This is a genomic window from Streptococcus sp. 2021WUSS126, assembly GCF_044427255.1.
In the GTDB taxonomy this organism is placed as follows: domain Bacteria; phylum Bacillota; class Bacilli; order Lactobacillales; family Streptococcaceae; genus Streptococcus; species Streptococcus hashimotonensis.
In genome coordinates, this window is sequence record NZ_JAOTGI010000003.1 from 49539 (window position 1) to 71340 (window position 21802).

Genomic DNA, 21802 nt, shown 5'->3' on the forward strand with positions numbered 1-21802 from the left:
AAAAAATGAAGGTTCATTTAGTGGATGAGTTTGGGAATGTAAAGGAAGTGAAGGCTGGTTTTTCATGGACAACCTTTTTCTTCAAGTTTTTTGTACCGCTGATTCGAGGTGATTTAAAATGGTTTGCGATTATTTTGGTAGCATTCTTATTTGCCTTGTTAATTGATCGTCGCTTTGATATTCCTTTTATTAATACTGGCTTTGGGATTTTGTGGGGCTATCTCTACAATCGAATCTATATCAAGGAAGCCTTGGCAAAAGGATGGCGTCCGGTTAGTGAAGCTGATCAGGAAGCCATTCGCCAATTTCTACAATCCTAAGTCTTGATTCACAAAGAGATTTAAGTGTGACTTCTTAAGAAGTCACGCTTTTTCTGTTATAATATTTAATATGAAAGTAATCGTAACAACAAGTTTGGGAATGGATGGGCACTTGGTTCAGAAGGCCAAACGGCTAGCTGAAGATTTAGGGATTGTTTACTGTGCGCGGCGTAAGCAAGCCGTGAAGGTCTTACTCAAGCAGGCGGATGCGGTTTTGGTGGTTTATAAGGATCGATTGGTTTTTGAGCAAAAAGAAGGGAGAAAACTCTTTTTCCACCCAGATACTGCCATGTTGCGGATTAAGTCTGGAAGAGATCCGCTTTTAGAATTACTTGGAAAAGAAAAACAATCAATAATAGACTGTACTATGGGCTTGGGATCTGATAGCATTGTGTTAGCAAGTGCTGGTCATCGGGTGACAGCCTTGGAAAGTTCTAAGCCAGTGCACTTTATTGTGAGTCGGGGGCTACAGGATTTTGATAGTGGGCTGCAAGAGGTCAATCGAGCCATGAAATCTATCCAGACAATTTGGACAGATAGTTTGACTTATTTGAAAGAGCAAATAGATAAGTCTGTTGATGTCATTTACTTTGATCCCATGTTTTCAGAAGAAATCAAGGAATCACAAAATCTTTCTGGCTTGTCTGCTTTGGCTGACAGAAGCCGTTTAACGGAGGAAATTGTATCTGAGGCTAAACGAGTAGCTAGGAAGAAATTGATTATAAAGGCTCATTTTCGAGATCAGGTCTTTGAAGAATTTGGCTTTAAACGTCATGTCAGACCTAATCAAAAATTTCACTACGGAGAAATTATTTTGGAGGAGGAAGTATGAAAATCATCGTAACAGGCTTTGATCCCTTTGGTGGCGAGCCTATTAACCCAGCCTTGGAAACGATAAAATCTCTACCTAAGACCATTGCTGGTGCAGAGATTATTCTTGTAGAGATTCCGACTGTTTTTGACAAGGCTGCGGATGTTTTAGAGGAGAAAATGGCAGAACATTTACCTGATGCGGTACTATGTATTGGTCAGGCTGGTGGGCGAGTTGATTTAACTCCTGAGCGTATAGCCATTAACCAAGACGATGCACGCATTCCAGACAATGAAGGGCAACAGCCGATTGATAGAACGATTCGAGAAGATGGTCAGCCTGCTTATTTCTCCACCTTACCCATCAAAGCAATGGTTGAAGCTATTCATAAGATTGGGCTTCCAGCTTCTGTTTCTAATACTGCTGGGACCTTTGTCTGCAACCATCTCATGTATCAAGCTCTTTACTTGGCGGAGAAACAATTTCCAAAGACTAAGGTCGGTTTTCTCCATATTCCCTTCTTGCCAGAGCAGGTTGTCGACAAGCCAGGACTGGCTTCCATGTCTTTGAACGATATTGTAAGAGGAGTTGAAGTAGCCATAGGAGCAATCGTTGAATATAGGGATAAAGAGGATATAAAAAAGGGTGGTGGTAGTACACACTAATGAAAAATATTATGGAAGCAAGAAAACGTGTAGAGGAAATGGAAAAACTATTTAACAGGCATCTAGAGCTGAACAAGTCCCTTTCCGATAGTGTGACCCAACTCAATCAGGAACAATCGACTTATTTACAGTTATTAGATTATTACCAGAGCCAGATTTATATGGAAGATCTTGATTTATCTAATAAGGGAGATTTCAATGGTATTCCTTGCGGAGTATTGAGTGAAGATGGAGTCTATAATTTACTGTTTGACCGTATAAATCTAGCAAGTCAACTGAGAGAACTAGCAGATATGCTCGAGCAATAAAATTTTTTAAAACCTGTCAAGTTTTTTTCTTGACACCCTGTTAAAGTGTGGTATAATAGAACATGTGCTAAATAGCTCTGCTATTTCACCGAATAAAAATACAAAGAAAAGAGAACATTTAAAAATGGCAGTAAAAATCCGTTTGACTCGTATGGGTTCTAAAAAGAAACCTTTCTACCGTATCAACGTTGCAGACTCACGTGCACCACGTGATGGTCGTTTCATCGAAACTGTTGGTACTTACAACCCACTTTTGGCTGAAAACTCAGTAACTCTTAAAGAAGAGCGTGTACTTGAGTGGTTGGCAAAAGGTGCACAACCATCTGATACAGTTCGTAGCCTTCTTTCAAACGCTGGCGTATTGAAGAAATTCCACGAACAAAAATTCTCTAAGTAAGAACAGTAAGCGAGAACACTTATGGACATGATTGAAAATCTCATTATTGCGATTGTGAAACCTTTGATTTCACAGCCTGATAGCTTGACAATAAAAATTGTTGATACACCTGAATTCTTGGAATATCATTTGGATTTGGATCAATCTGATATTGGACGTATCATTGGTAGAAAAGGACGCACAATTTCTGCAATCAGAACGATTGTCTATTCTGTTCCAACAAGTGATAAAAAAGTTCGTTTAGTGATCGACGAGAAAGAATAGAAAGTCACCGTTTGGTGGCTTTTAACTTTACAGAAGGGGTTATGCCCCTTTTTAACATATAGAAAGGAAGATAAGATGAATCTGATTTGGACCTACTTAAAAAAATATCCTAAGTGGATTACCTTAGACTTGTTAGGGGCCTTCTTATTTGTAGTGGTAAACTTGGGCTTGCCGACTTTTTTGGCTAGGATGATTGACCAAGGAATTACAAAGAACGATGTTAGTCAGCTCTATTTCTGGGCGGGGATGATGGGACTGATTGTCCTGCTCGGTATTGTTGGCCGAGTGACACTTGCCTATGCAGCTGGAAAATTAACTACCAATATTGTCAAAGATATTCGAAATGATCTGTATGAGAAAATTCAGGACTATTCACACCATGAATATGAGCAGATTGGTGTTTCTTCTCTAGTTGCTCGTATGACAAATGATGCTTTTGTTCTTATGCAATTCTCTGAAATGGTGTTAAAACTAGGTATTATTACACCCTTGATGATGATTGCCTCTGTCATTATGACCTTGGTAACCAGTCCGAGTCTAGCTTGGACAGTTGCAGTAGCCATGCCTTTTCTGATTTTTGTTATTTTCTATGTGGCAACCAAAACTCGTCCCTTATCAGAAAAACAACAGAAACGTTTGGATACCATCAACCAGTATGTTCGTGAAAATCTCATGGGCTTACGTGTCATTCGGGCATTTACGCGGGAAGAATTTCAAGAAGAGCGTTTTGCGACAGTCAATGAAGAATATACTGAAACATCTAAAAAACTTTTTAACCTGACTGGTCTGACAGAGCCTCTTTTTGTGCAGATTATCATTGCCATGATTGTGGCCATTGTCTGGTTTGCTTTGGAACCCTTGAAAACGGGCAGTCTGCAAATCGGTGATTTGGTAGCCTTTATCGAATATAGTTTCCACGCGCTTTTCTCATTCTTGCTCTTTGCTAACTTGTTTAACATGTATCCACGTATGTCCGTATCGAGCCAACGGATTCAGGAAGTCTTGGACATGCCCATTTCCATTTCTAAGAATGAAGATGGGATTACTGAAACAGATACTCGTGGTTATTTGGAATTTGAAAATGTAACCTTTGCCTATCCTGGTGAAACGGAATCACCTGTTCTCCACAATATTTCATTTAAGGCCAAGCCTGGGGAAACCATTGCCTTTATTGGTTCAACAGGTTCTGGTAAGTCATCTTTGGTACATTTGATTCCACGCTTCTATGATGTGACACTTGGTCGTATCTTGGTGGACGGTGTGGATGTCAGACGCTACAATCTAAAGGCACTCCGCAGCAAGATTGGCTTTATTCCGCAGAAAGCTCTGCTATTTACCGGAACTATCGCGGAAAACTTAAAGTACGGTAAGATGGATGCTAGTCTTGCTGAACTTCATGATGCGACGGATGTGGCTCAGGCTAAGGAGTTTATCGAGAGTAAGGAAGAAAAATTCGACACCCATCTAGCAGAAGGCGGAAGCAACCTGTCAGGCGGGCAAAAGCAACGTTTGTCCATTGCGCGTGCCATTGTCAAACAGCCTGATATTTATATCTTTGATGATTCTTTCTCAGCCTTGGATTATAAGACGGATGCGATTTTGAGGAGTCGTCTGAAGGAAGTGACGGAAAATGCGACCGTCTTGATAGTTGCCCAACGTGTCGGAACCATTATGGATGCTGACCAGATTATCGTGCTGAACGAAGGTGAAATTGTCGGTCGTGGCACCCACAATGAATTGATGGAAAGCAATGAGATTTACCGAGAAATTGCCAACTCTCAACTTAACCGTCAATCGCTAACAGAAGAATAGGAGGAATTATGAAGAATAGATCAGTATTTACCCGTGTCTGGGACTATTTGCGTCGTTACAAATCTTCTGTATTTTTAGCTGTTTTTCTAAAGACCATCAGTGCAGTTATGAATGCCTTGGAGCCCTTTGTACTGGGGCTTATCATCACAGAATTGACCAAGAATCTGTTAGACATGGCAAATGGAGTAGAAGGAGCGCAGATTAACTATTCCTACATTGCCATCATGCTTGCCATCTATGCCCTTCGTGCTCTCCTGTATGAAATCGGTGCCTATGGTTCTAACTATTTTATGACCAAGGCAGTGCAGGGAGCAACCAAGGAACTACGTCAGGACCTGAGCCACAAAATTAACAAGATTCCAGTATCTTATTTTGACAAGCACCAATATGGTGATTTACTCGGGCGTTTTACAAGCGATGTGGAGACTGTTTCAAACGCCCTACAACAAAGTTTCCTCCAGCTAGTCAATGCCGTTCTGACTCTCTCTCTAGCCATTTTCATGTGTTTCTGGTTGGATGTATCCCTAGCACTCGTAGTCGTAACCTTGGTTCCAGTGACCTATTTTGGTTCCAAGTTTGTCATGGGCAAATCCCAGCCTTATTTCAAGCAACAGGCTGATGCCCTAGGTCGATTGAACGGCTTTGTCCAAGAAAATCTGACAGGTTTTAACGTTCTCAAACTCTACGGCCGTGAAGAAATTTCTACAGAAGAATTTCGCCAGATTACCGCAGATTTGCAGGAAGTTGGTTTCAAGGCTAGTTTTATGTCTGGTTTGCTCATGCCCCTGGTACACGGCTTATCGAACATTGCCTATGTAGTCGTGGCCTTACTTGCTGGTCTGAAAGTTCTTGCAGGTACATTGACGGTCGGTAATATGCAGGCCTTCGTCCAATACGTCTGGCAGATTTCTCAGCCAGTCCAAACCTTGACACAGTTGGCACCCCAGTTGCAGTCTGCTAAATCTTCCCTTGAACGCATCTTTTCAGTCTTAGATGAGCTTGACGAAGAAGACGCCAATGCGCTAGAGTTGACAGCTAGTCTGACCGGACAAGTCAGCTTTGAACAGGTTGAATTCGGCTATTCAGAAGACAAGCCGCTTATCCGTAACTTTAATCTTGATGTTAAGCCAGGTGAAATGGTGGCTATCGTTGGACCAACAGGGGCTGGTAAGACAACCCTCATCAACCTTCTCATGCGTTTCTATGATGTCACATCCGGTGCTATCAAGGTGGATGGTCAGGATATTCGGAATATTTCTCGTCAATCCTACCGTAGTCAATTTGGTATGGTCTTGCAGGATGCCTGGCTCTACGAAGGGACCATCAAGGAAAACCTGCGTTTTGGACGTCTGGATGCGACGGATGAGGAAATTGTGGAGGCTGCCAAAGCAGCTAACGTTGACCACTTTATCCGTACCCTGCCTGGCGGTTATAATATGGAAATGAACCAGGAATCCAGCAATATTTCCCAAGGTCAGAAACAGCTTTTGACCATTGCACGTGCCTTGTTGGCGGATCCTGCCATTCTGATTCTTGACGAAGCAACTTCTTCAGTTGATACTCGTTTGGAACTCTTGATTCAAAAGGCCATGAAACGGTTGATGAAAGGGCGGACAAGTTTCGTCATCGCTCATCGCTTATCTACCATCCAGGAAGCTGATAAGATTTTGGTCTTGAAAGATGGACAGATTATCGAACAAGGTAACCACGAAAGTCTTTTGGCAGACAAAGGTTTCTATTATAATCTGTATCAAAGTCAGTTTAGTGAATCCAAATAAAAAACGAACTCCCTTGTCTGTGAAGACAGGGAGTTTTCTCATATACATGTTTGTAACATTTAGTAGGCAATTTCTGCTAGTAGATTTTCAGCTGTAGTGGTTGGGAGGATGCGAACTCGGTTGAGAGTGAGCAGGCCGTCACTAGCAGAAGCCAAGCCGTTGTTGGTTGTGACACCCAATTTATAGCCTGCTTGTTCAGTCAAGGCAACTGTGTCAGCTGAATAGCGACCGCCTGGATAGGCAATGGCGATGGTGTCTTGTTGTAGCTGACTATCTAGATAGGCCTTAGATGTAGTCAGTTCTTCGGTTTGTGTTTCAATGGTACTGTATTCCAAGTCTGGATGGTTGACAGTATGACCTTGAAAGGAGAGCCCTGCAGCCTGCATTTCCTTGATTTGCTCGATGGTCAGATGACCAGCTTGTTCATATTCTGTAAAACCTGTGATGACATTGTTGGTGGCCTTCATCTGATACTGCTTGAGCAGGGGGTAGGCGTGGCTGTAGAAATCCCAGAGGCTATCATCAAAGGTTAGCCAGATTACCTTTTTCCCAACTGGTAGGACGTTTTCAGTGAGCACCTTATAGGCCTCTTCAGGTGAAAGCGTGTAATAGCCCGCGTCCTGTAAGGCTTTCAAATGACTTTCAAAGGTCGCAGGGTCAACAATCAAATTTGCATTTGCAGCTTCCTCTGGCGCCATGACATGAATGGCATGGTACATGAGGATAGGTAGTTTGACAGGTTCAGCCTGTACTTCCCAAGTGATTTCTGTTTTTACTTCACTACTTTCTGAAGTCATAACACTCGAACTGGCTGTTGTCTCTACCGTTGAAGCTTTGGAATCACTTTGCTGCTTAGATGGCTGTTTTAGAAAGATTAGAAAAATAGATAGTAGAGTCACTACTAACAATGCGATACCAAGTAGCATTGGCACAAGTTGTTTCTTTTGTGTGCGACCTCGACGGGCTCTTCTTGAATGTTTCATTATCTTATCTCCATAATCATATATTAAAACAATTATATCAAATTTTTTGCCAAATAGTCAGAATATTTGTTATAATGGGAGAAATACATTTTAAAGGAGAGCACATGGTAGTTAAGATAGGATTATTAGGATTTGGAACCGTTGCGAGTGGTGTGCCATTTTTATTAGAAGAAAACCAGGAAAAAATAGAGAAAGCCGCGCATGATAGTATTGAAGTTGCTAAGGTTTTGGTCAAGGATGAAGCAGAAAAAGACCGTCTCTTGGCTGCAGGTCATGACTATCATTTTGTAACAAATATTGATGACATTTTGGCTGACGAAGACATCGCCATTGTAGTTGAGTTGATGGGACGTATTGAGCCAGCAAAAACATTTATTACACATGCCTTGGAAGCAGGCAAGCATATTGTAACAGCCAATAAGGATTTACTTGCTGTTCATGGTAGCGAATTGCATGCCCTGGCTGAAGAGAAAGGTCTTGCGCTTTATTATGAAGCTGCAGTTGCAGGTGGTATTCCAATCTTGCGTACCTTGGTCAACTCTTTGGCTGCTGATAAGGTAACTCGTATCCTCGGTGTATTGAATGGTACTTCAAATTTCATGTTGACTAAGATGGTTGATGAAGGCTGGACTTACGAAAAAGCTCTTCAAACAGCACAGGAACTTGGCTATGCAGAATCTGACCCAACAAATGACGTTGAGGGGATTGATGCGGCTTACAAGGCTGTTATCCTCAGTCAATTTGCTTTCGGGATGACAGTTGATTTTGAACACGTAGCACACAAGGGTATTTCAAATATCACGCCAGAAGATGTAGCAGTGGCACAAGAGTTGGGCTATGTCATCAAACTTGTGGGTGATATTCAAGAAACTACCTCTGGTATTGCTGCCGAAGTATCTCCAACCTTCCTACCGAAAAATCATCCACTTGCAAGCGTGAATGGTGTGATGAATGCTGTATTTGTCGAATCTATCGGCATCGGCCAGTCTATGTACTATGGACCGGGCGCTGGGCAAAAACCGACTGCAACAAGTGTTATGGCTGACATTATTCGTATCGTTCGTCGCTTGAAAGACAATACTATCGGCAAAGCTTTTAACGAATATAGCCGCCCACTTCAATTGGCAGCCCCAAGCGATGTGAAGAGCGAATATTATTTCTCAATTGATGCGCCTGATAAAAATGGAAAAATGCTTCGTTTAGCAGAAATCTTCAATTCTGAAGAAATTTCCTTCAAGCAAATTCTGCAACAAGCTGCAGATGGAGAAACAGCTCGCCTAGTGATTGTGACCCATGAAATGAGTAAGACTCAGTTGGAAAATGTAACAGACAAATTGAGCAAAGAAGCAGACTTTACTGTCTTAAATACCTTTAAAGTACTGGGAGAATAAGCAATGAAAATTATTATTCCAGCAACTTCAGCTAATATCGGTCCAGGATTTGATTCAGTAGGTGTTGCCCTTTCGAAATATCTAACGATTGAAGTGTTTGAAGAGACTGATGAATGGGTGATTGAGCACAATCTTGAACATGTTCCATCAGACAAGAACAATCTTTTGATCAAGACAGCTTTAAAGATTGAAAAAGGATTGCAGCCGCATCGTATCAGAATGATTAGCGATATTCCCTTGGCACGTGGTTTGGGTTCATCCAGTTCCGTTATCGTAGCTGGTATCGAATTGGCTAATCAATTAGCAGGTTTGAATATGACAGCGGATGAAAAATTGCTCAAAGCTACAGAAATTGAAGGACATCCTGATAATGTAGCCCCAGCGATTTTTGGTAATTTAGTCATCTCTAGCTATGTTAATAAGAAAGTACAGGCAGTTGTAACAGAATTCCCAGAAGCAAGTTTTGTTGCCTTTATTCCAAACTACCCACTGCGTACGGTTGAAAGCCGAGGTGTACTACCTTCTCAGATGGGGTACAAGAAAGCAGTGGCTGCTAGTGCCATTGCAAACGTTGCTGTTGCCAGTTTGATGGCAGGTGATCTGGAAAAAGCTGGGAGAGCAATTCAGTCAGACATGTTCCATGAACCGTTCCGTCAGCTACTTGTTAAGGAGTTTTGTCCAATCAAACAAACTGCACAGGAGTTGGGAGCCTATGCAACCTACTTATCAGGTGCCGGTCCAACAGTGATGGTATTAGCGCCCAAAGATAGGGAGGACGCTATTGTTCTAGCATTAGGGGAACTAAATCTAGACGGAACTGTCCACCGCCTTCAAGTTGATACCAAGGGGATTGCTATTGTATAGATAGTGAGAATCTATCATTTGCAAAACTAAAAATGTTTATTTTATTGGAGTTCGCCATCGCAACTATATGCGGTAGGAAGGGAACTCCTTTTTTTGTGTATTCCATTCTCCATTTCAAAATATTGGTGCAAATTAATTTGGCTTGTGAAAGTATTTTTGTTGAATTTTATTCGTTTTCTCCTGTAATTTTTGGTATAATAAATCCTGTATATCTTAAATTGAAATGAGAAGGTTATGAAAGATAAAATTAGGCTTGAATTAGAAGGCATCGATATTCGATTCGATGAGCCTTTAAAAGAATATACCTATACAAAAGTAGGAGGAGCTGTTGATTATCTAGCTTTTCCGCGGAATCGTTACGAGATTGTTCGTATAGTAGAATTTGCTAAACGCGAAGGTATTCCATGGCAAGTATTAGGAAATTCAAGTAATATCATTGTCCGCGATGGCGGTATTCGTGGTTTTGTTATCCGTATGGATAAACTTAACTCCGTTACTGTATCAGGATACACCATTGAAGCGGAAGCAGGTGCCAATCTGATTGAAACGACAAAAGTCGCACTTTTCCATTCTTTATCAGGATTTGAATTTGCTTGTGGTATTCCGGGAAGCGTTGGTGGTGCTGTCTATATGAATGCAGGTGCTTACGGAGGTGAAGTAGCACATATTCTAGTTTCAGCGCAGATTTTGACTCCAGCAGGTTATGTCGAAACATTGGACAATCGTGAGTTACGATTTGGCTACCGTTCTTCTATTTTGCAGGAAAACGGTGCGATTGTTTTGTCTGCAAAATTTGCCCTCAAGCCAGGAAATCATACGGTTATTCAACAAGAAATGGCTCGTTTGACACATTTACGCGAGCTCAAGCAACCTTTGGAATATCCATCTTGTGGTTCAGTCTTCAAACGTCCACTTGGTCACTTCGCAGGACAGTTGATTATGGATGCGGGTTTAAAAGGTTATCGAATCGGTGGAGTCGAAGTTTCTGAAAAACACGCTGGCTTTATGGTCAATGTTGCTGATGGAACGGCATTGGACTATGAAAATTTGATTGCCCATGTGATTGAAGTCGTTGAAAAATCTTCAGGAATTACTCTGGAGAGAGAGGTGCGTATTATCGGCGACCCTGCTGATACACTCTAGCCATCTGGCTCTGTTTAAAAAGAAGGAATTTATGAGAATTGAAAAAGCCAATTATTGAATTTAAGAACGTTTCAAAAGTATTTGAAGACAGTGGAACAACTGTATTAAAGGATATTAGTTTTGAATTGGAAGAGGGGAAATTTTATACCCTTTTAGGAGCTTCTGGTTCAGGTAAATCAACGATTTTGAACATTATTGCTGGTCTATTGGATGCGAGTTCAGGTGATATTTATCTGGACGGTCAACGGATTAATGATGTTCCGACCAATAAACGGGATGTCCATACTGTTTTCCAGTCCTATGCCCTTTTCCCACATATGACTGTCTTTGAAAATGTGGCTTTTCCTCTTAAATTACGAAAAGTTGACAAGGCTGAAATCGAACGCCGTGTGACAGAAGCCTTACAAATGGTCCGACTTTCTGGTTATGAAAATCGTTCCATTCAGAAATTGTCTGGTGGTCAACGCCAGCGGGTTGCTATTGCACGTGCGATTATCAACCAGCCTCGCGTTGTCTTGCTAGATGAACCACTTTCTGCCCTGGACTTGAAACTAAGAACAGAAATGCAGTACGAACTGCGTGAATTGCAACAACGTCTAGGAATTACCTTCGTCTTCGTTACCCATGACCAAGAAGAAGCTCTGGCCATGAGTGACTGGATTTTTGTCATGAACGAAGGTGAGATTGTCCAGTCTGGGACGCCAGTGGACATTTACGACGAGCCAATCAACCATTTTGTTGCTACCTTCATCGGTGAATCCAATATCCTTCCTGGTCGCATGATAGAAGACTACTTGGTTGAGTTTAACGGCAAACGCTTTGAAGCTGTCGATGGCGGTATGCGACCAAACGAAGAAGTTGAAGTTGTTATCCGTCCAGAAGATTTGCAGATTACCTTACCTGAAGAAGGCAAATTGCAGGTAACAGTGGATACACAGCTCTTCCGTGGTGTTCACTACGAAATCATCGCCTATGACGACCTTGGTAATGAGTGGATGATTCACTCAACTCGTAAGGCCATTGTCGGAGAAGTGATTGGACTAAGCTTTGAGCCCGAAGATATTCATATCATGCGTCTCAATGAAACAGAGGAAGAATTCGATGCTCGTATCGAAGAATATGTGGAAGTGGAAGAAGTAGAAGATGGCTTGATTAACGCCATTGAGGAGGAACGCAATGAAGAAAACCTCTAGGCTTTTTGCAATTCCCTATGCCCTATGGGTCTTTCTCTTTGTACTCGCACCTGTTGCCCTGATTATCTTCAAATCTTTCTTTGATATTCATGGCAATTTCACTTTGGCCAACTACCAGACCTATTTTAACTCGCCAAATATGACCTATCTGCGAATGAGTTTTAACTCTATTTTTTACGCAGGTATTATTACTCTGGTCACACTTTTGGTTTCTTACCCAACAGCCTATTTCTTGACCAAACTCAAGCATAGACAACTCTGGCTCATGTTGATTATCTTGCCAACCTGGGTCAATCTTTTGCTGAAAGCCTATGCCTTTATCGGTATTTTTGGGCAACACGGCTCTATCAACCAGTTCCTAGAATTTATTGGTCTAGGAGCTCAGCAAATTCTTTTCACGGATTTCTCTTTTATTGCAGTTGCAGCCTATATCGAGATTCCGTTTATGATTTTGCCGATCTTTAACGCCTTGGATGATTTGGATAAAAACCTAATCAATGCCAGTCGTGATTTGGGGGCAACTCCTTGGCAGACCTTTACAAAAGTTATTTTTCCTCTTTCTATGAATGGGGTCCGTTCTGGTGTTCAGGCGGTTTTCATTCCAAGTTTGAGCCTCTTCATGTTGACCCGTTTGATTGGCGGTAATCGAGTCATTACACTGGGAACAGCCATCGAACAACATTTCCTCACAACACAAAACTGGGGAATGGGTTCAACCATTGGTGTGGTCTTGATTTTGGCCATGCTCTTGATTATGTGGATGACGAAAGAGAGGAAGAAATAATGAAGAAATTTGCAAATATCTACTTAACAGTTGCCTTTCTCCTTCTCTACTTACCGATTTTCTATCTCATTTTTTATGCCTTTAATGAAGGCGGGGATATGAATGGCTTTACAGGCTTTACCTTGGAGCATTTTTCATCTATGCTTGGCGATAGCCGTCTCATGCTCATCTTAGCTCAAACCTTCCTATTAGCTTTTTTGAGTTCTTTGATTGCGACCCTTATCGGAACTTTCGGCGCCATCTATATCTATCAGGCAAAACCTCGTTTTCAAAATGCACTCTTGTCTGTCAATAATATCTTAATGGTAGCACCGGACGTCATGATTGGGGCAAGTTTCCTAATTCTCTTTACCATGATTGGTTTCCAGCTCGGCTTTGTCTCAGTATTGCTCAGTCATATTGCCTTTTCTATTCCAATCGTAGTATTGATGGTCTTGCCACGGCTGAAAGAGATGAACGCAGATATGATTTCAGCAGCTTATGATTTGGGAGCAACTCAGCCACAAATGCTGAAAGAAATCATGTTGCCATACCTAACACCAGCCATCATTGCAGGCTACTTCATGGCCTTTACCTATTCCTTGGATGACTTTGCCGTGACCTTCTTTGTAACAGGGAATGGCTACTCAAACCTTTCGGTTGAAATCTACTCGCGGGCTCGTCAAGGGATTTCTCTAGAAATCAATGCCTTGTCAACCCTAGTTTTCCTTTTCTCTATCTTATTGGTAGTGGGCTATTATTTCATCTCGCGTGAAAAGGAGGCCAACTAATGAAACGATTGTATTCATTTTTTGTAGGAATTATAGCTATTGTCCTAGTTTTATGGGGAATTAGTTATAAGTTAGAAGCTGATTCAACCCAGGGGACAACTGATAAACTTGTCATCTATAACTGGGGCGATTATATTGACCCAGAATTGCTGGAAGAATTTACTGCTGAAACAGGTATTCAGGTAGATTATCAGACCTTTGACTCCAACGAATCCATGTACACAAAGATTAAGCAGGGTGGAACAACCTACGATTTGACAATCCCATCTGAGTACATGATTTCTAAGATGACAGAAGAAAATATGTTAATCAAGCTAGATAAATCTAAGATTGAAGGGATAGAAAATATCGATCCACGATTTATGGGACTTAGCTTTGACAAGAATAATGATTATTCTATTCCATATTTCTGGGGAACCTTGGGTATTGTTTACAATGAAACCATGGTAGAAAATCCTCCTCAGGAATGGGAAGACTTGTGGTCAGAGGAGTACCGTGACAATATCATGTTAATTGATGGTGTGCGTGAAGTCATGGGCTTTGGTCTACAATCACTGGGTTATAGTCTCAATTCCAACAATCCTACCGAGATTGAAAAGGCAGCCGAACATCTTTATAATTTAACTCCAAATGTCAAAGCAATTGTTGCTGATGAGATAAAAGGTTATATGATACAAGATGCGGCAGCAATTGCTGTTTCATTCTCAGGTGAGGCGAGTGAAATGTTAGATGGAAATGAAAATCTGCGCTATGTTGTACCATCAAAAGGTTCTAACCTTTGGTTTGATAACATGGTCATTCCAAAAACAGCAAAAAATATTGATGGAGCTTACGCCTTTATGAGTTTTATGCTTCGTCCTGAAAATGCGCTTCGCAATGCAGAATATGTTGGTTATTCAACACCAATTCCTGCAGCCAAGGCTATGCTGGATGAGGAGACTCAGAACGACGAATCTTTCTATCCTTCAGAAGAAACGATGAAGAAGATGGAAGTTTATGATAATCTTGGACCAGAGATGCTTGGAATGTATAATGACCTCTATCTCCAATTCAAGATGTATCGGAAATAGTCTGATTGGACAGGTAGCAATATAAATAAAAGAATGGGAGTGAGGTTCTTTACTAAGTACTTATTGCTCCCATTTTTTGGTCATACATACTATAGAAAGGAAGGGAAATCCCAATGGAAAATCACCGGAAAGAAGTTAGTTTTATTTCTCGATCAATCCTCTATTCGGTTCTGCGTGGTAGTTTAGTTGGCATTGTCGCTGGTTTAGTGGTCGTTGCATTTCGCTTAGCCATTGAAAAACTATTTTCTGTCTTTACGCACCTCTATTCTCTGGCAACAGACAATGCAATCTATTTACTTCTTATTGGAGGGCTTTATCTGGTTATAGCTTTACTTGTTGGCAAGTTGATCAAAGACGATCCAAATGCAAAAGGTTCTGGTATACCTCAGGTAGAGGCAGAACTAAAAGGAATTATGGATTTAAACTGGTGGTCAGTCCTTTGGAAAAAATTTATCGGCGGTGTTTTATCCATTGCATCTGGCCTAATGCTGGGGCGTGAAGGTCCCAGCATTCAACTAGGAGCTGTAACGGCTAAAGGTGTATCAGTTCTTCTTAAATCCAGTGAAATGGAAAGAAGGAGTTTGATTGCTAGTGGCGCTGCGGCAGGTTTGGCAGCAGCTTTCAATGCACCAATAGCAGGACTTTTATTTGTTGTGGAGGAAGTCTATCATCAGTTTTCACGTCTGGTATGGGTCTCAGCCCTGGCAGCCAGTATCACTGCGAACTTTATTTCCTTACATGTTTTTGGATTAATGCCTGTTTTACATATGCCGAAGGACTTACAGTTACTATCTCTTGACCAATATTGGATCTATATCTTACTTGGAGTTTTCCTTGGACTTGCTGGATATGTATATGAAGTTGTTATCCTCAATATACAAGGTTTCTATACCCTCCTCTCAAAAATCATTCCTCTCTCAGTTCCATACTACAGTGTATTTGCCTTTTTGTTCATTATACCGATTGGTTATTTTTTCCCTAATCTGTTGGGTGGCGGGCATCATTTGATTTTAGAGCTTCCATATTTGGAACAAGGACTACTGACATTGGCAATCCTGATTTTAATACGATTTGTCTGGAGCATGATTTCCTATGGTTCTGGTCTACCAGGGGGCATCTTTTTGCCCATATTAACCTTAGGAAGTCTCCTTGGGCTTTTTGTCGCACGGTTCTTCCTTGATATTGGTTTCATCAGTCAGGACCAGATGCTATTGTTTATTGTATTGGGTATGGCAGGCTTTTTCGCAGCGATTTCCAAAGCACCTCTAACTGCTATTATTTTAGTTACTGAAATGGTAGGAAGTTTGAATCAATTGATGGTCATCGGGTTGGTGGCTTTGAGTTCCTATGTGATGATGGACCTCTTAGGTGGCGCGCCAGTCTATGAAGCAATGTTGGAAAAAATTCTGCCAGAAGAAGTAGAACAGCAAGAACATATGACCTTAATAGAGGTTGTTGTCAACGAAACATTGGATCAAATATTTGTAAGTGAGTTACGTTTGCCGGATTCATGCTTGATCACCAGTCAAATTCATCATGGTAAGTCAAGGATTGTGAAAGGAAATAGCCAACTTTCTATGGGTGATTCCTTGCTCGTTGCAGTTCCAATCTCTCAAATTCATGCCGTTCGTAGGATATTTGAGGGAGATTAGCATTTTTTTAGATTGTCTTAACAAAGAGATGAGAAAAGTCCCAATATTATAATGTTTCTGTTGTCTGGTCAACTTTCTCAATTCTGGAATGATTTCATCGGGAACGAAACTCCGAGGAAGCAGACCAATCCGCATTTATTTGGCAATCCAGTAAGCGTCTTTCTTGTCAGTTTTCTGACCTGTAATGGCCTTCATGTGGGCTGGTTGAGCAAGTATTAGCTCGAAGTCATCACATAGAGCATGCCAGACAGGTCACCAATAGACATCTGTGCTTTCCATACCAACAGCTTCCACATGAAATTGACTGAGAAAATCGTGGTAAGCACGGTAGACCTTTAGTCGTTGTATCAAATGTAGCTAAGTAACGCTTTGGACAAGTTGAGGGGAATACAAACGACAATATCGACTTGATCTACACATGATTATCTATGACAATTCCTTTCTTCTTAAAATTAGAGAGCCTATCTACTGAATTTTAGTCATATTCTTGAGCGCATATTGTGGTTCTTATCAGTAGGGTAGAGCAGTTTTGTCATCATAATTAACATTAATAATGCACCAACAACAAGGCCCTCATTAGGTATATAATCTTAGTGAGGGCTTTATGCTTATTTTCATTATTCTGTGGGTAAGGACGGAGCCATCATGAATGTCTTGCTCGCTCCTTTTTTAGTGTGCATTATCTGTATCTATGGTTATAGATATTATTGATAGCTAGTTATAGTTTGAATAAATAACTGAATTTTCAGAATATACTTGCAATGCTGATAATTTTATGTTTTAATATATTTATTGGCTTTGCCAATAATAAAGGAGAAAAACTAGGAGGAAAAGTTATGAAAAAGAAAGAAACTTTCTCACTTCGGAAGTATAAAATTGGAACTGTGTCTGTTCTTTTGGGTGCAGTTTTTTTGTTTGCAGGTGCACCATCGGTAGCTGCAGATGAATTGACAAGCCTTGTAGAGACTAAGGTGGGAGCAACTGTTCCTGACGCAATCGTAAGAGAATCAGCCTCAAAAACTCCTGTAGTCGAGGAGTTAGTTGACACTTCTGTGGAGGCTAACCCAACTGATGTAACCACTACAGATAATGGAGAGGGAAGAACTGTTTTTGAAAATGTCACAAATGCAGAGACAGAAGCAACTCAACCAGCTGTAGAAACTCCAGCTGCTTCAGAGGAAAAAGTAGAAGAAGAGGAGAAGCTTTCCGTAGCAGATGAGACTACCGCTATTACTAATCAGGAAGAAGCGAAACCACAAAACATTGATAGTAATACGATCATTACAGTACCTAAAGTTTGGGACAGTGGTTACAAAGGCGAAGGAACAGTAGTTGCAATCATAGACTCCGGTCTTGATGTTGACCACGACGTATTGCGTATTTCAAACCTCTCAACTGCGAAATATAAATCAGAAAAAGAGATAGAAGCAGCTAAAAAGGCAGCAGGAATTACCTACGGTGAATGGTTTAACGATAAGGTTGTATTTGGTTATAACTATGTCGATGTGAATACTGTCTTGAAAGAAGAAGATAAACGTTCACACGGTATGCACGTGACAAGCATTGCCACAGGAAATCCGACGCAACCAGTTGCTGGACAATTAATGTATGGTGTAGCTCCTGAAGCGCAAGTCATGTTTATGCGCGTATTCTCAGATCTCAAAGCTACAACAGGCGCAGCATTGTACGTAAAGGCGATTGAAGATGCTGTAAAATTGGGTGCCGATAGCATCAACCTCAGCTTGGGAGGAGCTAACGGCTCTGTTGTTAACATGAATGAAAATGTGACTGCAGCAATCGAGGCTGCTCGTCGTGCAGGTGTTTCTGTTGTTATTGCCGCTGGTAATGATGGAACATTTGGTTCAGGTCATTCTAATCCGTCAGCCGATTATCCAGATTATGGCTTGGTCGGAGCTCCTTCAACAGCTCGCGATGCAATTTCTGTCGCTTCTTACAATAACACAACGGTTGGCAGTAAAGTAATTAATATCATTGGCTTAGAAAATAATGCTGATTTGAACTACGGAAAGAGTTCGTTCGATAATCCAGAGAAAAGTCCTGTACCATTTGAAGTTGGAAAGGAATATGAATATGTCTATGCAGGAATCGGTCAGGCTTCGGATTTTGATGGTTTAGATTTGACTGGAAAACTTGCACTTATCAAACGAGGAACCATCAGTTTCTCAGAAAAAATAGCCAATGCAACAGCTGCAGGGGCAGTAGGGGTCGTTATTTTCAATAGCCGCCCAGGTGAAGCCAATGTGAGCATGCAACTGGATGATACAGCTACCGCAATTCCATCTATCTTCATTCCATTGGAATTCGGTGAAGCTTTGGCGGCTAAGCCATATAAGATTGCGTTCAATAATGAAACAGACATTCGTCCTAACCCCAAAGCAGGTCTTCTTTCAGATTTTTCAAGTTGGGGCCTATCAGCAGATGGCGAACTAAAACCAGACTTAGCTGCTCCGGGTGGTGCTATTTATGCAGCGATTAATGATAATGACTATGCCAACATGCAGGGAACAAGTATGGCTTCTCCACATGTGGCGGGAGTAGCTGTATTAGTAAAACAATATTTACAGGAAACTTATCCAACTAAGTCTCCTCAAGAAATCGAAGCATTAGTAAAACACTTGCTTATGTCTACTGCAAAAGCTCATGTGAACAAAGATACGAATGCCTACACTTCACCACGTCAACAAGGTGCGGGTATTATTGATACTGCGGCAGCTATTTCTACAGGTTTATATTTGACTGGCGAAGATGGGTATGGCAGCATTACCTTGGGAAATGTTGAGGATACATTCAGCTTTACGGTCACACTTCATAACATTACAAACGAAGATAAGACTTTAAACTACTCAACACAGTTAACAACGGATACTGTTCAAAACGGATTGATCACCTTGGCTCCACGTCTATTAGCAGAGATTGCTGGCGGTAAGGTGACTGTGAAAGCTAATTCAAGTACAACTGTTACAATTAATGTCGATGCATCAAGCTTTGCAGAAGAATTGACAGGATTGATGAAAAATGGTTACTATCTTGAAGGCTTTGTTCGATTTACAGATGTAGCCGATGGTGGTGATATTGTCAGCATTCCATACGTTGGTTTCCGTGGGGAATTCCAAAATCTAGCCGTTCTAGAAAAGCCGATTTACAATTTTATTGCTGATGGTAAAGGGGGCTTCTACTTTGAACCTGTTGTAGCACAGCCAGATACGGTTGATATTAGCCATCACTACACAGGTCTCGTGACAGGAAGTAAAGAGTTAATCTATTCTACAAATAAGCGTTCTGACTTTGCACTCAAGACCCTCGGAACATTTAAAAACAAAGCAGGGTATTTTGTTTTAGAGCTCGATGAATCTGGTAAGCCTCACTTAGCTATCTCACCAAATGGGGATGAGAACCAAGATTTTCTTGCCTTCAAAGGTGTATTCTTAAGAAATTATACTAATTTAGTCGCAAGTGTCTATGCCGCAGATGACACTGAGCGCAGAAATCCACTTTGGGAAAGTCAACCACAGTCAGGCAATAAAAACTTCTATAGTGGCAATCCTAAAAATCCAAAATCAAGCATTGTTTACCCTACTGAATGGAATGGAACAGACAGTGAAGGGAATGCTTTAGCAGATGGTAAATATCAATATGTTTTGACCTACTCATCTGAAGTTCCAGGTGCAGCAGTACAAACTATGATTTTCGATGTTATCATTGATAGACAATCACCAGTTATTACGACCGCAACCTATGATGAAACAAACTTTACATTTAACCCTCGTCCAGCCATTGAAAAAGGAGAATCCGGTCTATATCGCGAGCAAGTATTCTATCTTGTAGCAGATGCCAATGGTACGACAACTATTCCTTCCTTATTAGAAAATGGTGATGTAACCGTTTCTGATAACAAGGTATTTGTGGCACAAAATGACGATGGTTCCTTCACATTGCCTCTTGATCTTGCAGATATTTCAAAATTCTACTACACAGTAGAGGATTATGCTGGTAACATCAGCTATGAAAAAGTAGAGAATCTGATCAGTATTGGCAATGAAAAAGGATTGGTAACTGTCAATATTCTTGATAAAGACACAAATAGTCCTGTACCAATACTTTTCTCTTACTCAGTCACCGATGAAACAGGCAAGATTGTTGCAGAATTACCACGATATGCCGGCGATACTAGCGTTCTCAAGCTACCATTTGGTACTTACACCTTTGATTTATTCCTATATGATACAGAGTGGTCAAGCCTAGCAGGTGAAACAAAAGCAGTCGTGACGATTTCGGAAGAAAATAGCATTGCTGAGGTGAATTTCTATGTGACTTTGAAAGATAAGGCTAACTTGTTGGTAGATATTGATGCATTACTACCTTCTGGTTCAACCATCCAACTGGTAACTGCTGATGGCCAGACTATTCAGCTACCAAATGCTAAATATTCTAAGACTGATTATGGTAAATTTGTACCAGTTGGTACCTACACTATCCTTCCAACCCTCCCAGAAGGCTATGAATTTTTGGAAGAATTAGACGTAGCAGTACTTGCAAACCAGTCAAATGTTAAGAAATTAACCTTGATTAATAAAGTTGCTTTGAAAGAACTGATTGCTGAACTTGCAGGACTTGAAGAAACAGCGCGTTATTACAATGCTAGTCCAGAACTTCAAACTGCCTATGCTAAAGCATTAGAAGATGCCAATGCAGTATATGCCAACAAACACAATCAGGCACAAGTAGATTCAGCAGTTGCCAGTCTTGTGGCGGCGAAAGAACAGCTAAACGGTCAGGCTACCGATAAGGAAAAACTAATTGCTGAAGTATCAAACTACACACCGACTCAGGCAAACTTTATTTATTACAATGCTGAAAATACCAAACAAATTGCCTATGATACAGCTGTTCGTTCAGCACAACTTGTATTGAACCAAGAGAATGTAACACAGGCAGTTGTCAACCAAGCGTTGACTGACTTGTTAGCAGCGAAAGCCAACTTAGATGGTCAAAAGACTGATATTTCAGCCCTTCGTAGCGCAGTATCCGTTTCTTCCGTATTAAAAGCGACAGATGCTAAGTATCTCAATGCATCTGAGAACGTGAAACAAGCTTATGACCAGGCAGTTGAAGCAGCGAAAGCGATTCTAGTTGATGAATCTGCAAGCCAAGCAAGTGTCGATCAAGCTCTAGCCGTTCTGACAAGCGCTCAGGCAGAACTGGATGGTGTTGCTACTTCAACAAATGATGCCAAAGAGCCAGCAAATACTGCCACTGACAAAAAAGATGAAGGCACTGTAACGCCTCCACCTATAGACTCAGAAAAAGTTGATGTACAGGCACCTCCTGTAGAAGATACTGGGAATTCAGGGCATGTACCGATAGGTCAGAAGCCAAACCTTCAACCAACTTTACCTCGTCCAGTCACTTTGCAAGCTAGTCTATCTAGTCCTAATCAAGAAAAACAGGTGACTCAACTACCAAATACTGGAGAAAATGATACGAAATACTATCTTGTTCTTGGTGTCATTATTGGGCTAGGGACTCTGTTAGTAAGCAAACGACGTCATAAGGAAGAAGTATAACCAACACTAACT

At 41.1% G+C, this 21802-nt stretch carries 18 protein-coding genes and 1 pseudogene; 17 read left to right on the forward strand and 2 right to left on the reverse strand.

The features are described 5' to 3' along the window. Positions 1–5: 5 nt before the first annotated feature. The 8 genes from ODU39_RS02400 to ODU39_RS02435 all read left to right on the forward strand — a co-directional run bounded on the left by ODU39_RS02400 (position 6) and on the right by ODU39_RS02435 (position 6355). A complete protein-coding gene (locus ODU39_RS02400; RefSeq protein WP_044667780.1) occupies positions 6–320 on the forward strand; it encodes a hypothetical protein in 315 nt (104 codons plus the stop codon). A gap of 70 nt (positions 321–390) precedes the next feature. After that, complete coding sequence (locus ODU39_RS02405; RefSeq protein WP_105202354.1) at positions 391–1152, forward strand: class I SAM-dependent methyltransferase; 762 nt, start codon at positions 391–393, stop codon at positions 1150–1152. Beyond that, complete coding sequence (pcp, locus tag ODU39_RS02410) at positions 1149–1796, forward strand: pyroglutamyl-peptidase I (protein WP_024377828.1); 648 nt, start codon at positions 1149–1151, stop codon at positions 1794–1796. Before ODU39_RS02405 ends, pcp begins: the two co-directional genes overlap by 4 nt. Further along, entirely contained in the window at positions 1796–2104 is a 309-nt protein-coding gene (locus tag ODU39_RS02415) for a DUF4298 domain-containing protein (protein ID WP_024406303.1), read from the forward strand. Before pcp ends, ODU39_RS02415 begins: the two co-directional genes overlap by 1 nt. A 124-nt stretch (positions 2105–2228) precedes the next feature. Further along, positions 2229–2501, forward strand: a complete 273-nt coding sequence (gene rpsP / locus ODU39_RS02420; RefSeq protein WP_002940682.1) for a 30S ribosomal protein S16 — start codon at positions 2229–2231, stop codon at positions 2499–2501. Between the two features lie 21 nt (positions 2502–2522). Next, positions 2523–2765, forward strand: a complete 243-nt coding sequence (locus ODU39_RS02425) for a KH domain-containing protein (RefSeq protein ID WP_012028079.1) — start codon at positions 2523–2525, stop codon at positions 2763–2765. A gap of 75 nt (positions 2766–2840) precedes the next feature. After that, positions 2841–4577: an ABC transporter ATP-binding protein gene (locus ODU39_RS02430; RefSeq protein ID WP_398579767.1), complete on the forward strand. Its 1737-nt coding sequence runs from the start codon at positions 2841–2843 to the stop codon at positions 4575–4577. Between the two features lie 8 nt (positions 4578–4585). Continuing rightward, positions 4586–6355 (forward strand): ABC transporter ATP-binding protein, encoded by a 1770-nt coding sequence (locus ODU39_RS02435; RefSeq protein WP_398579768.1) that lies wholly within the window; start codon positions 4586–4588, stop codon positions 6353–6355. A gap of 59 nt (positions 6356–6414) precedes the next feature. Here the strand turns inward: ODU39_RS02435 and ODU39_RS02440 are convergent, their stop codons facing one another. Next, positions 6415–7338, reverse strand: coding sequence for a polysaccharide deacetylase family protein (locus ODU39_RS02440; RefSeq protein WP_398579769.1), 924 nt, complete (start codon positions 7336–7338; stop codon positions 6415–6417). A gap of 104 nt (positions 7339–7442) precedes the next feature. Between ODU39_RS02440 and ODU39_RS02445 the strand changes: the two genes are divergently transcribed. The 8 genes from ODU39_RS02445 to ODU39_RS02480 all read left to right on the forward strand — a co-directional run bounded on the left by ODU39_RS02445 (position 7443) and on the right by ODU39_RS02480 (position 16205). Beyond that, positions 7443–8729, forward strand: a complete 1287-nt coding sequence (locus tag ODU39_RS02445; protein WP_398579770.1) for a homoserine dehydrogenase — start codon at positions 7443–7445, stop codon at positions 8727–8729. Positions 8730–8732: 3 nt separating this feature from the next. Beyond that, the gene (gene thrB / locus ODU39_RS02450) at positions 8733–9593 is read left to right on the forward strand and encodes a homoserine kinase (protein WP_398579771.1); all 861 of its coding nucleotides are present in this window, start codon (positions 8733–8735) and stop codon (positions 9591–9593) included. Between the two features lie 234 nt (positions 9594–9827). Continuing rightward, positions 9828–10736, forward strand: a complete 909-nt coding sequence (murB, locus tag ODU39_RS02455) for a UDP-N-acetylmuramate dehydrogenase (RefSeq protein WP_024406308.1) — start codon at positions 9828–9830, stop codon at positions 10734–10736. Positions 10737–10774: 38 nt separating this feature from the next. Next, positions 10775–11929: an ABC transporter ATP-binding protein gene (locus tag ODU39_RS02460; RefSeq protein WP_398579772.1), complete on the forward strand. Its 1155-nt coding sequence runs from the start codon at positions 10775–10777 to the stop codon at positions 11927–11929. After that, entirely contained in the window at positions 11913–12713 is an 801-nt protein-coding gene (locus ODU39_RS02465) for an ABC transporter permease (protein ID WP_002938659.1), read from the forward strand. The genes ODU39_RS02460 and ODU39_RS02465 overlap by 17 nt, the downstream gene beginning before the upstream one ends. Continuing rightward, positions 12713–13483 (forward strand): ABC transporter permease, encoded by a 771-nt coding sequence (locus ODU39_RS02470; RefSeq protein WP_015646880.1) that lies wholly within the window; start codon positions 12713–12715, stop codon positions 13481–13483. Before ODU39_RS02465 ends, ODU39_RS02470 begins: the two co-directional genes overlap by 1 nt. Next, on the forward strand, positions 13483–14553 hold the full coding sequence (locus tag ODU39_RS02475) for an ABC transporter substrate-binding protein (protein ID WP_074414472.1): 1071 nt from the start codon (positions 13483–13485) through the stop codon (positions 14551–14553). The genes ODU39_RS02470 and ODU39_RS02475 overlap by 1 nt, the downstream gene beginning before the upstream one ends. A gap of 113 nt (positions 14554–14666) precedes the next feature. After that, entirely contained in the window at positions 14667–16205 is a 1539-nt protein-coding gene (locus tag ODU39_RS02480) for a ClC family H(+)/Cl(-) exchange transporter (RefSeq protein WP_398579773.1), read from the forward strand. A gap of 48 nt (positions 16206–16253) precedes the next feature. On the opposite strand, the pseudogene ODU39_RS02485 reads toward ODU39_RS02480, so the two are convergent. Beyond that, positions 16254–16587: pseudogene (locus tag ODU39_RS02485) on the reverse strand (transposase); the annotation flags it as partial. Positions 16588–17041: 454 nt separating this feature from the next. On the opposite strand from ODU39_RS02485, the gene ODU39_RS02490 reads away from it, so the two are divergent. Next, the gene (locus ODU39_RS02490) at positions 17042–21790 is read left to right on the forward strand and encodes a S8 family serine peptidase (protein WP_398579774.1); all 4749 of its coding nucleotides are present in this window, start codon (positions 17042–17044) and stop codon (positions 21788–21790) included. The last annotated feature ends 12 nt before the right edge of the window (positions 21791–21802 follow it).

What these genes read in the sequence shown, in the direction of transcription:
- ODU39_RS02400 (WP_044667780.1), top strand. Translation starts at nt 6, where the DNA reads ATGAAGGTTCATTTAGTGGATGAGTTTGGGAATGTAAAGGAAGTGAAG.
- ODU39_RS02405 (WP_105202354.1), top strand. Translation starts at nt 391, where the DNA reads ATGAAAGTAATCGTAACAACAAGTTTGGGAATGGATGGGCACTTGGTT.
- pcp (WP_024377828.1), top strand. Translation starts at nt 1,149, where the DNA reads ATGAAAATCATCGTAACAGGCTTTGATCCCTTTGGTGGCGAGCCTATT.
- ODU39_RS02415 (WP_024406303.1), top strand. Translation starts at nt 1,796, where the DNA reads ATGAAAAATATTATGGAAGCAAGAAAACGTGTAGAGGAAATGGAAAAA.
- rpsP (WP_002940682.1), top strand. Translation starts at nt 2,229, where the DNA reads ATGGCAGTAAAAATCCGTTTGACTCGTATGGGTTCTAAAAAGAAACCT.
- ODU39_RS02425 (WP_012028079.1), top strand. Translation starts at nt 2,523, where the DNA reads ATGGACATGATTGAAAATCTCATTATTGCGATTGTGAAACCTTTGATT.
- ODU39_RS02430 (WP_398579767.1), top strand. Translation starts at nt 2,841, where the DNA reads ATGAATCTGATTTGGACCTACTTAAAAAAATATCCTAAGTGGATTACC.
- ODU39_RS02435 (WP_398579768.1), top strand. Translation starts at nt 4,586, where the DNA reads ATGAAGAATAGATCAGTATTTACCCGTGTCTGGGACTATTTGCGTCGT.
- ODU39_RS02440 (WP_398579769.1), bottom strand. Translation starts at nt 7,338, where the DNA reads ATGAAACATTCAAGAAGAGCCCGTCGAGGTCGCACACAAAAGAAACAA.
- ODU39_RS02445 (WP_398579770.1), top strand. Translation starts at nt 7,443, where the DNA reads ATGGTAGTTAAGATAGGATTATTAGGATTTGGAACCGTTGCGAGTGGT.
- thrB (WP_398579771.1), top strand. Translation starts at nt 8,733, where the DNA reads ATGAAAATTATTATTCCAGCAACTTCAGCTAATATCGGTCCAGGATTT.
- murB (WP_024406308.1), top strand. Translation starts at nt 9,828, where the DNA reads ATGAAAGATAAAATTAGGCTTGAATTAGAAGGCATCGATATTCGATTC.
- ODU39_RS02465 (WP_002938659.1), top strand. Translation starts at nt 11,913, where the DNA reads ATGAAGAAAACCTCTAGGCTTTTTGCAATTCCCTATGCCCTATGGGTC.
- ODU39_RS02470 (WP_015646880.1), top strand. Translation starts at nt 12,713, where the DNA reads ATGAAGAAATTTGCAAATATCTACTTAACAGTTGCCTTTCTCCTTCTC.
- ODU39_RS02475 (WP_074414472.1), top strand. Translation starts at nt 13,483, where the DNA reads ATGAAACGATTGTATTCATTTTTTGTAGGAATTATAGCTATTGTCCTA.
- ODU39_RS02480 (WP_398579773.1), top strand. Translation starts at nt 14,667, where the DNA reads ATGGAAAATCACCGGAAAGAAGTTAGTTTTATTTCTCGATCAATCCTC.
- ODU39_RS02490 (WP_398579774.1), top strand. Translation starts at nt 17,042, where the DNA reads ATGAAAAAGAAAGAAACTTTCTCACTTCGGAAGTATAAAATTGGAACT.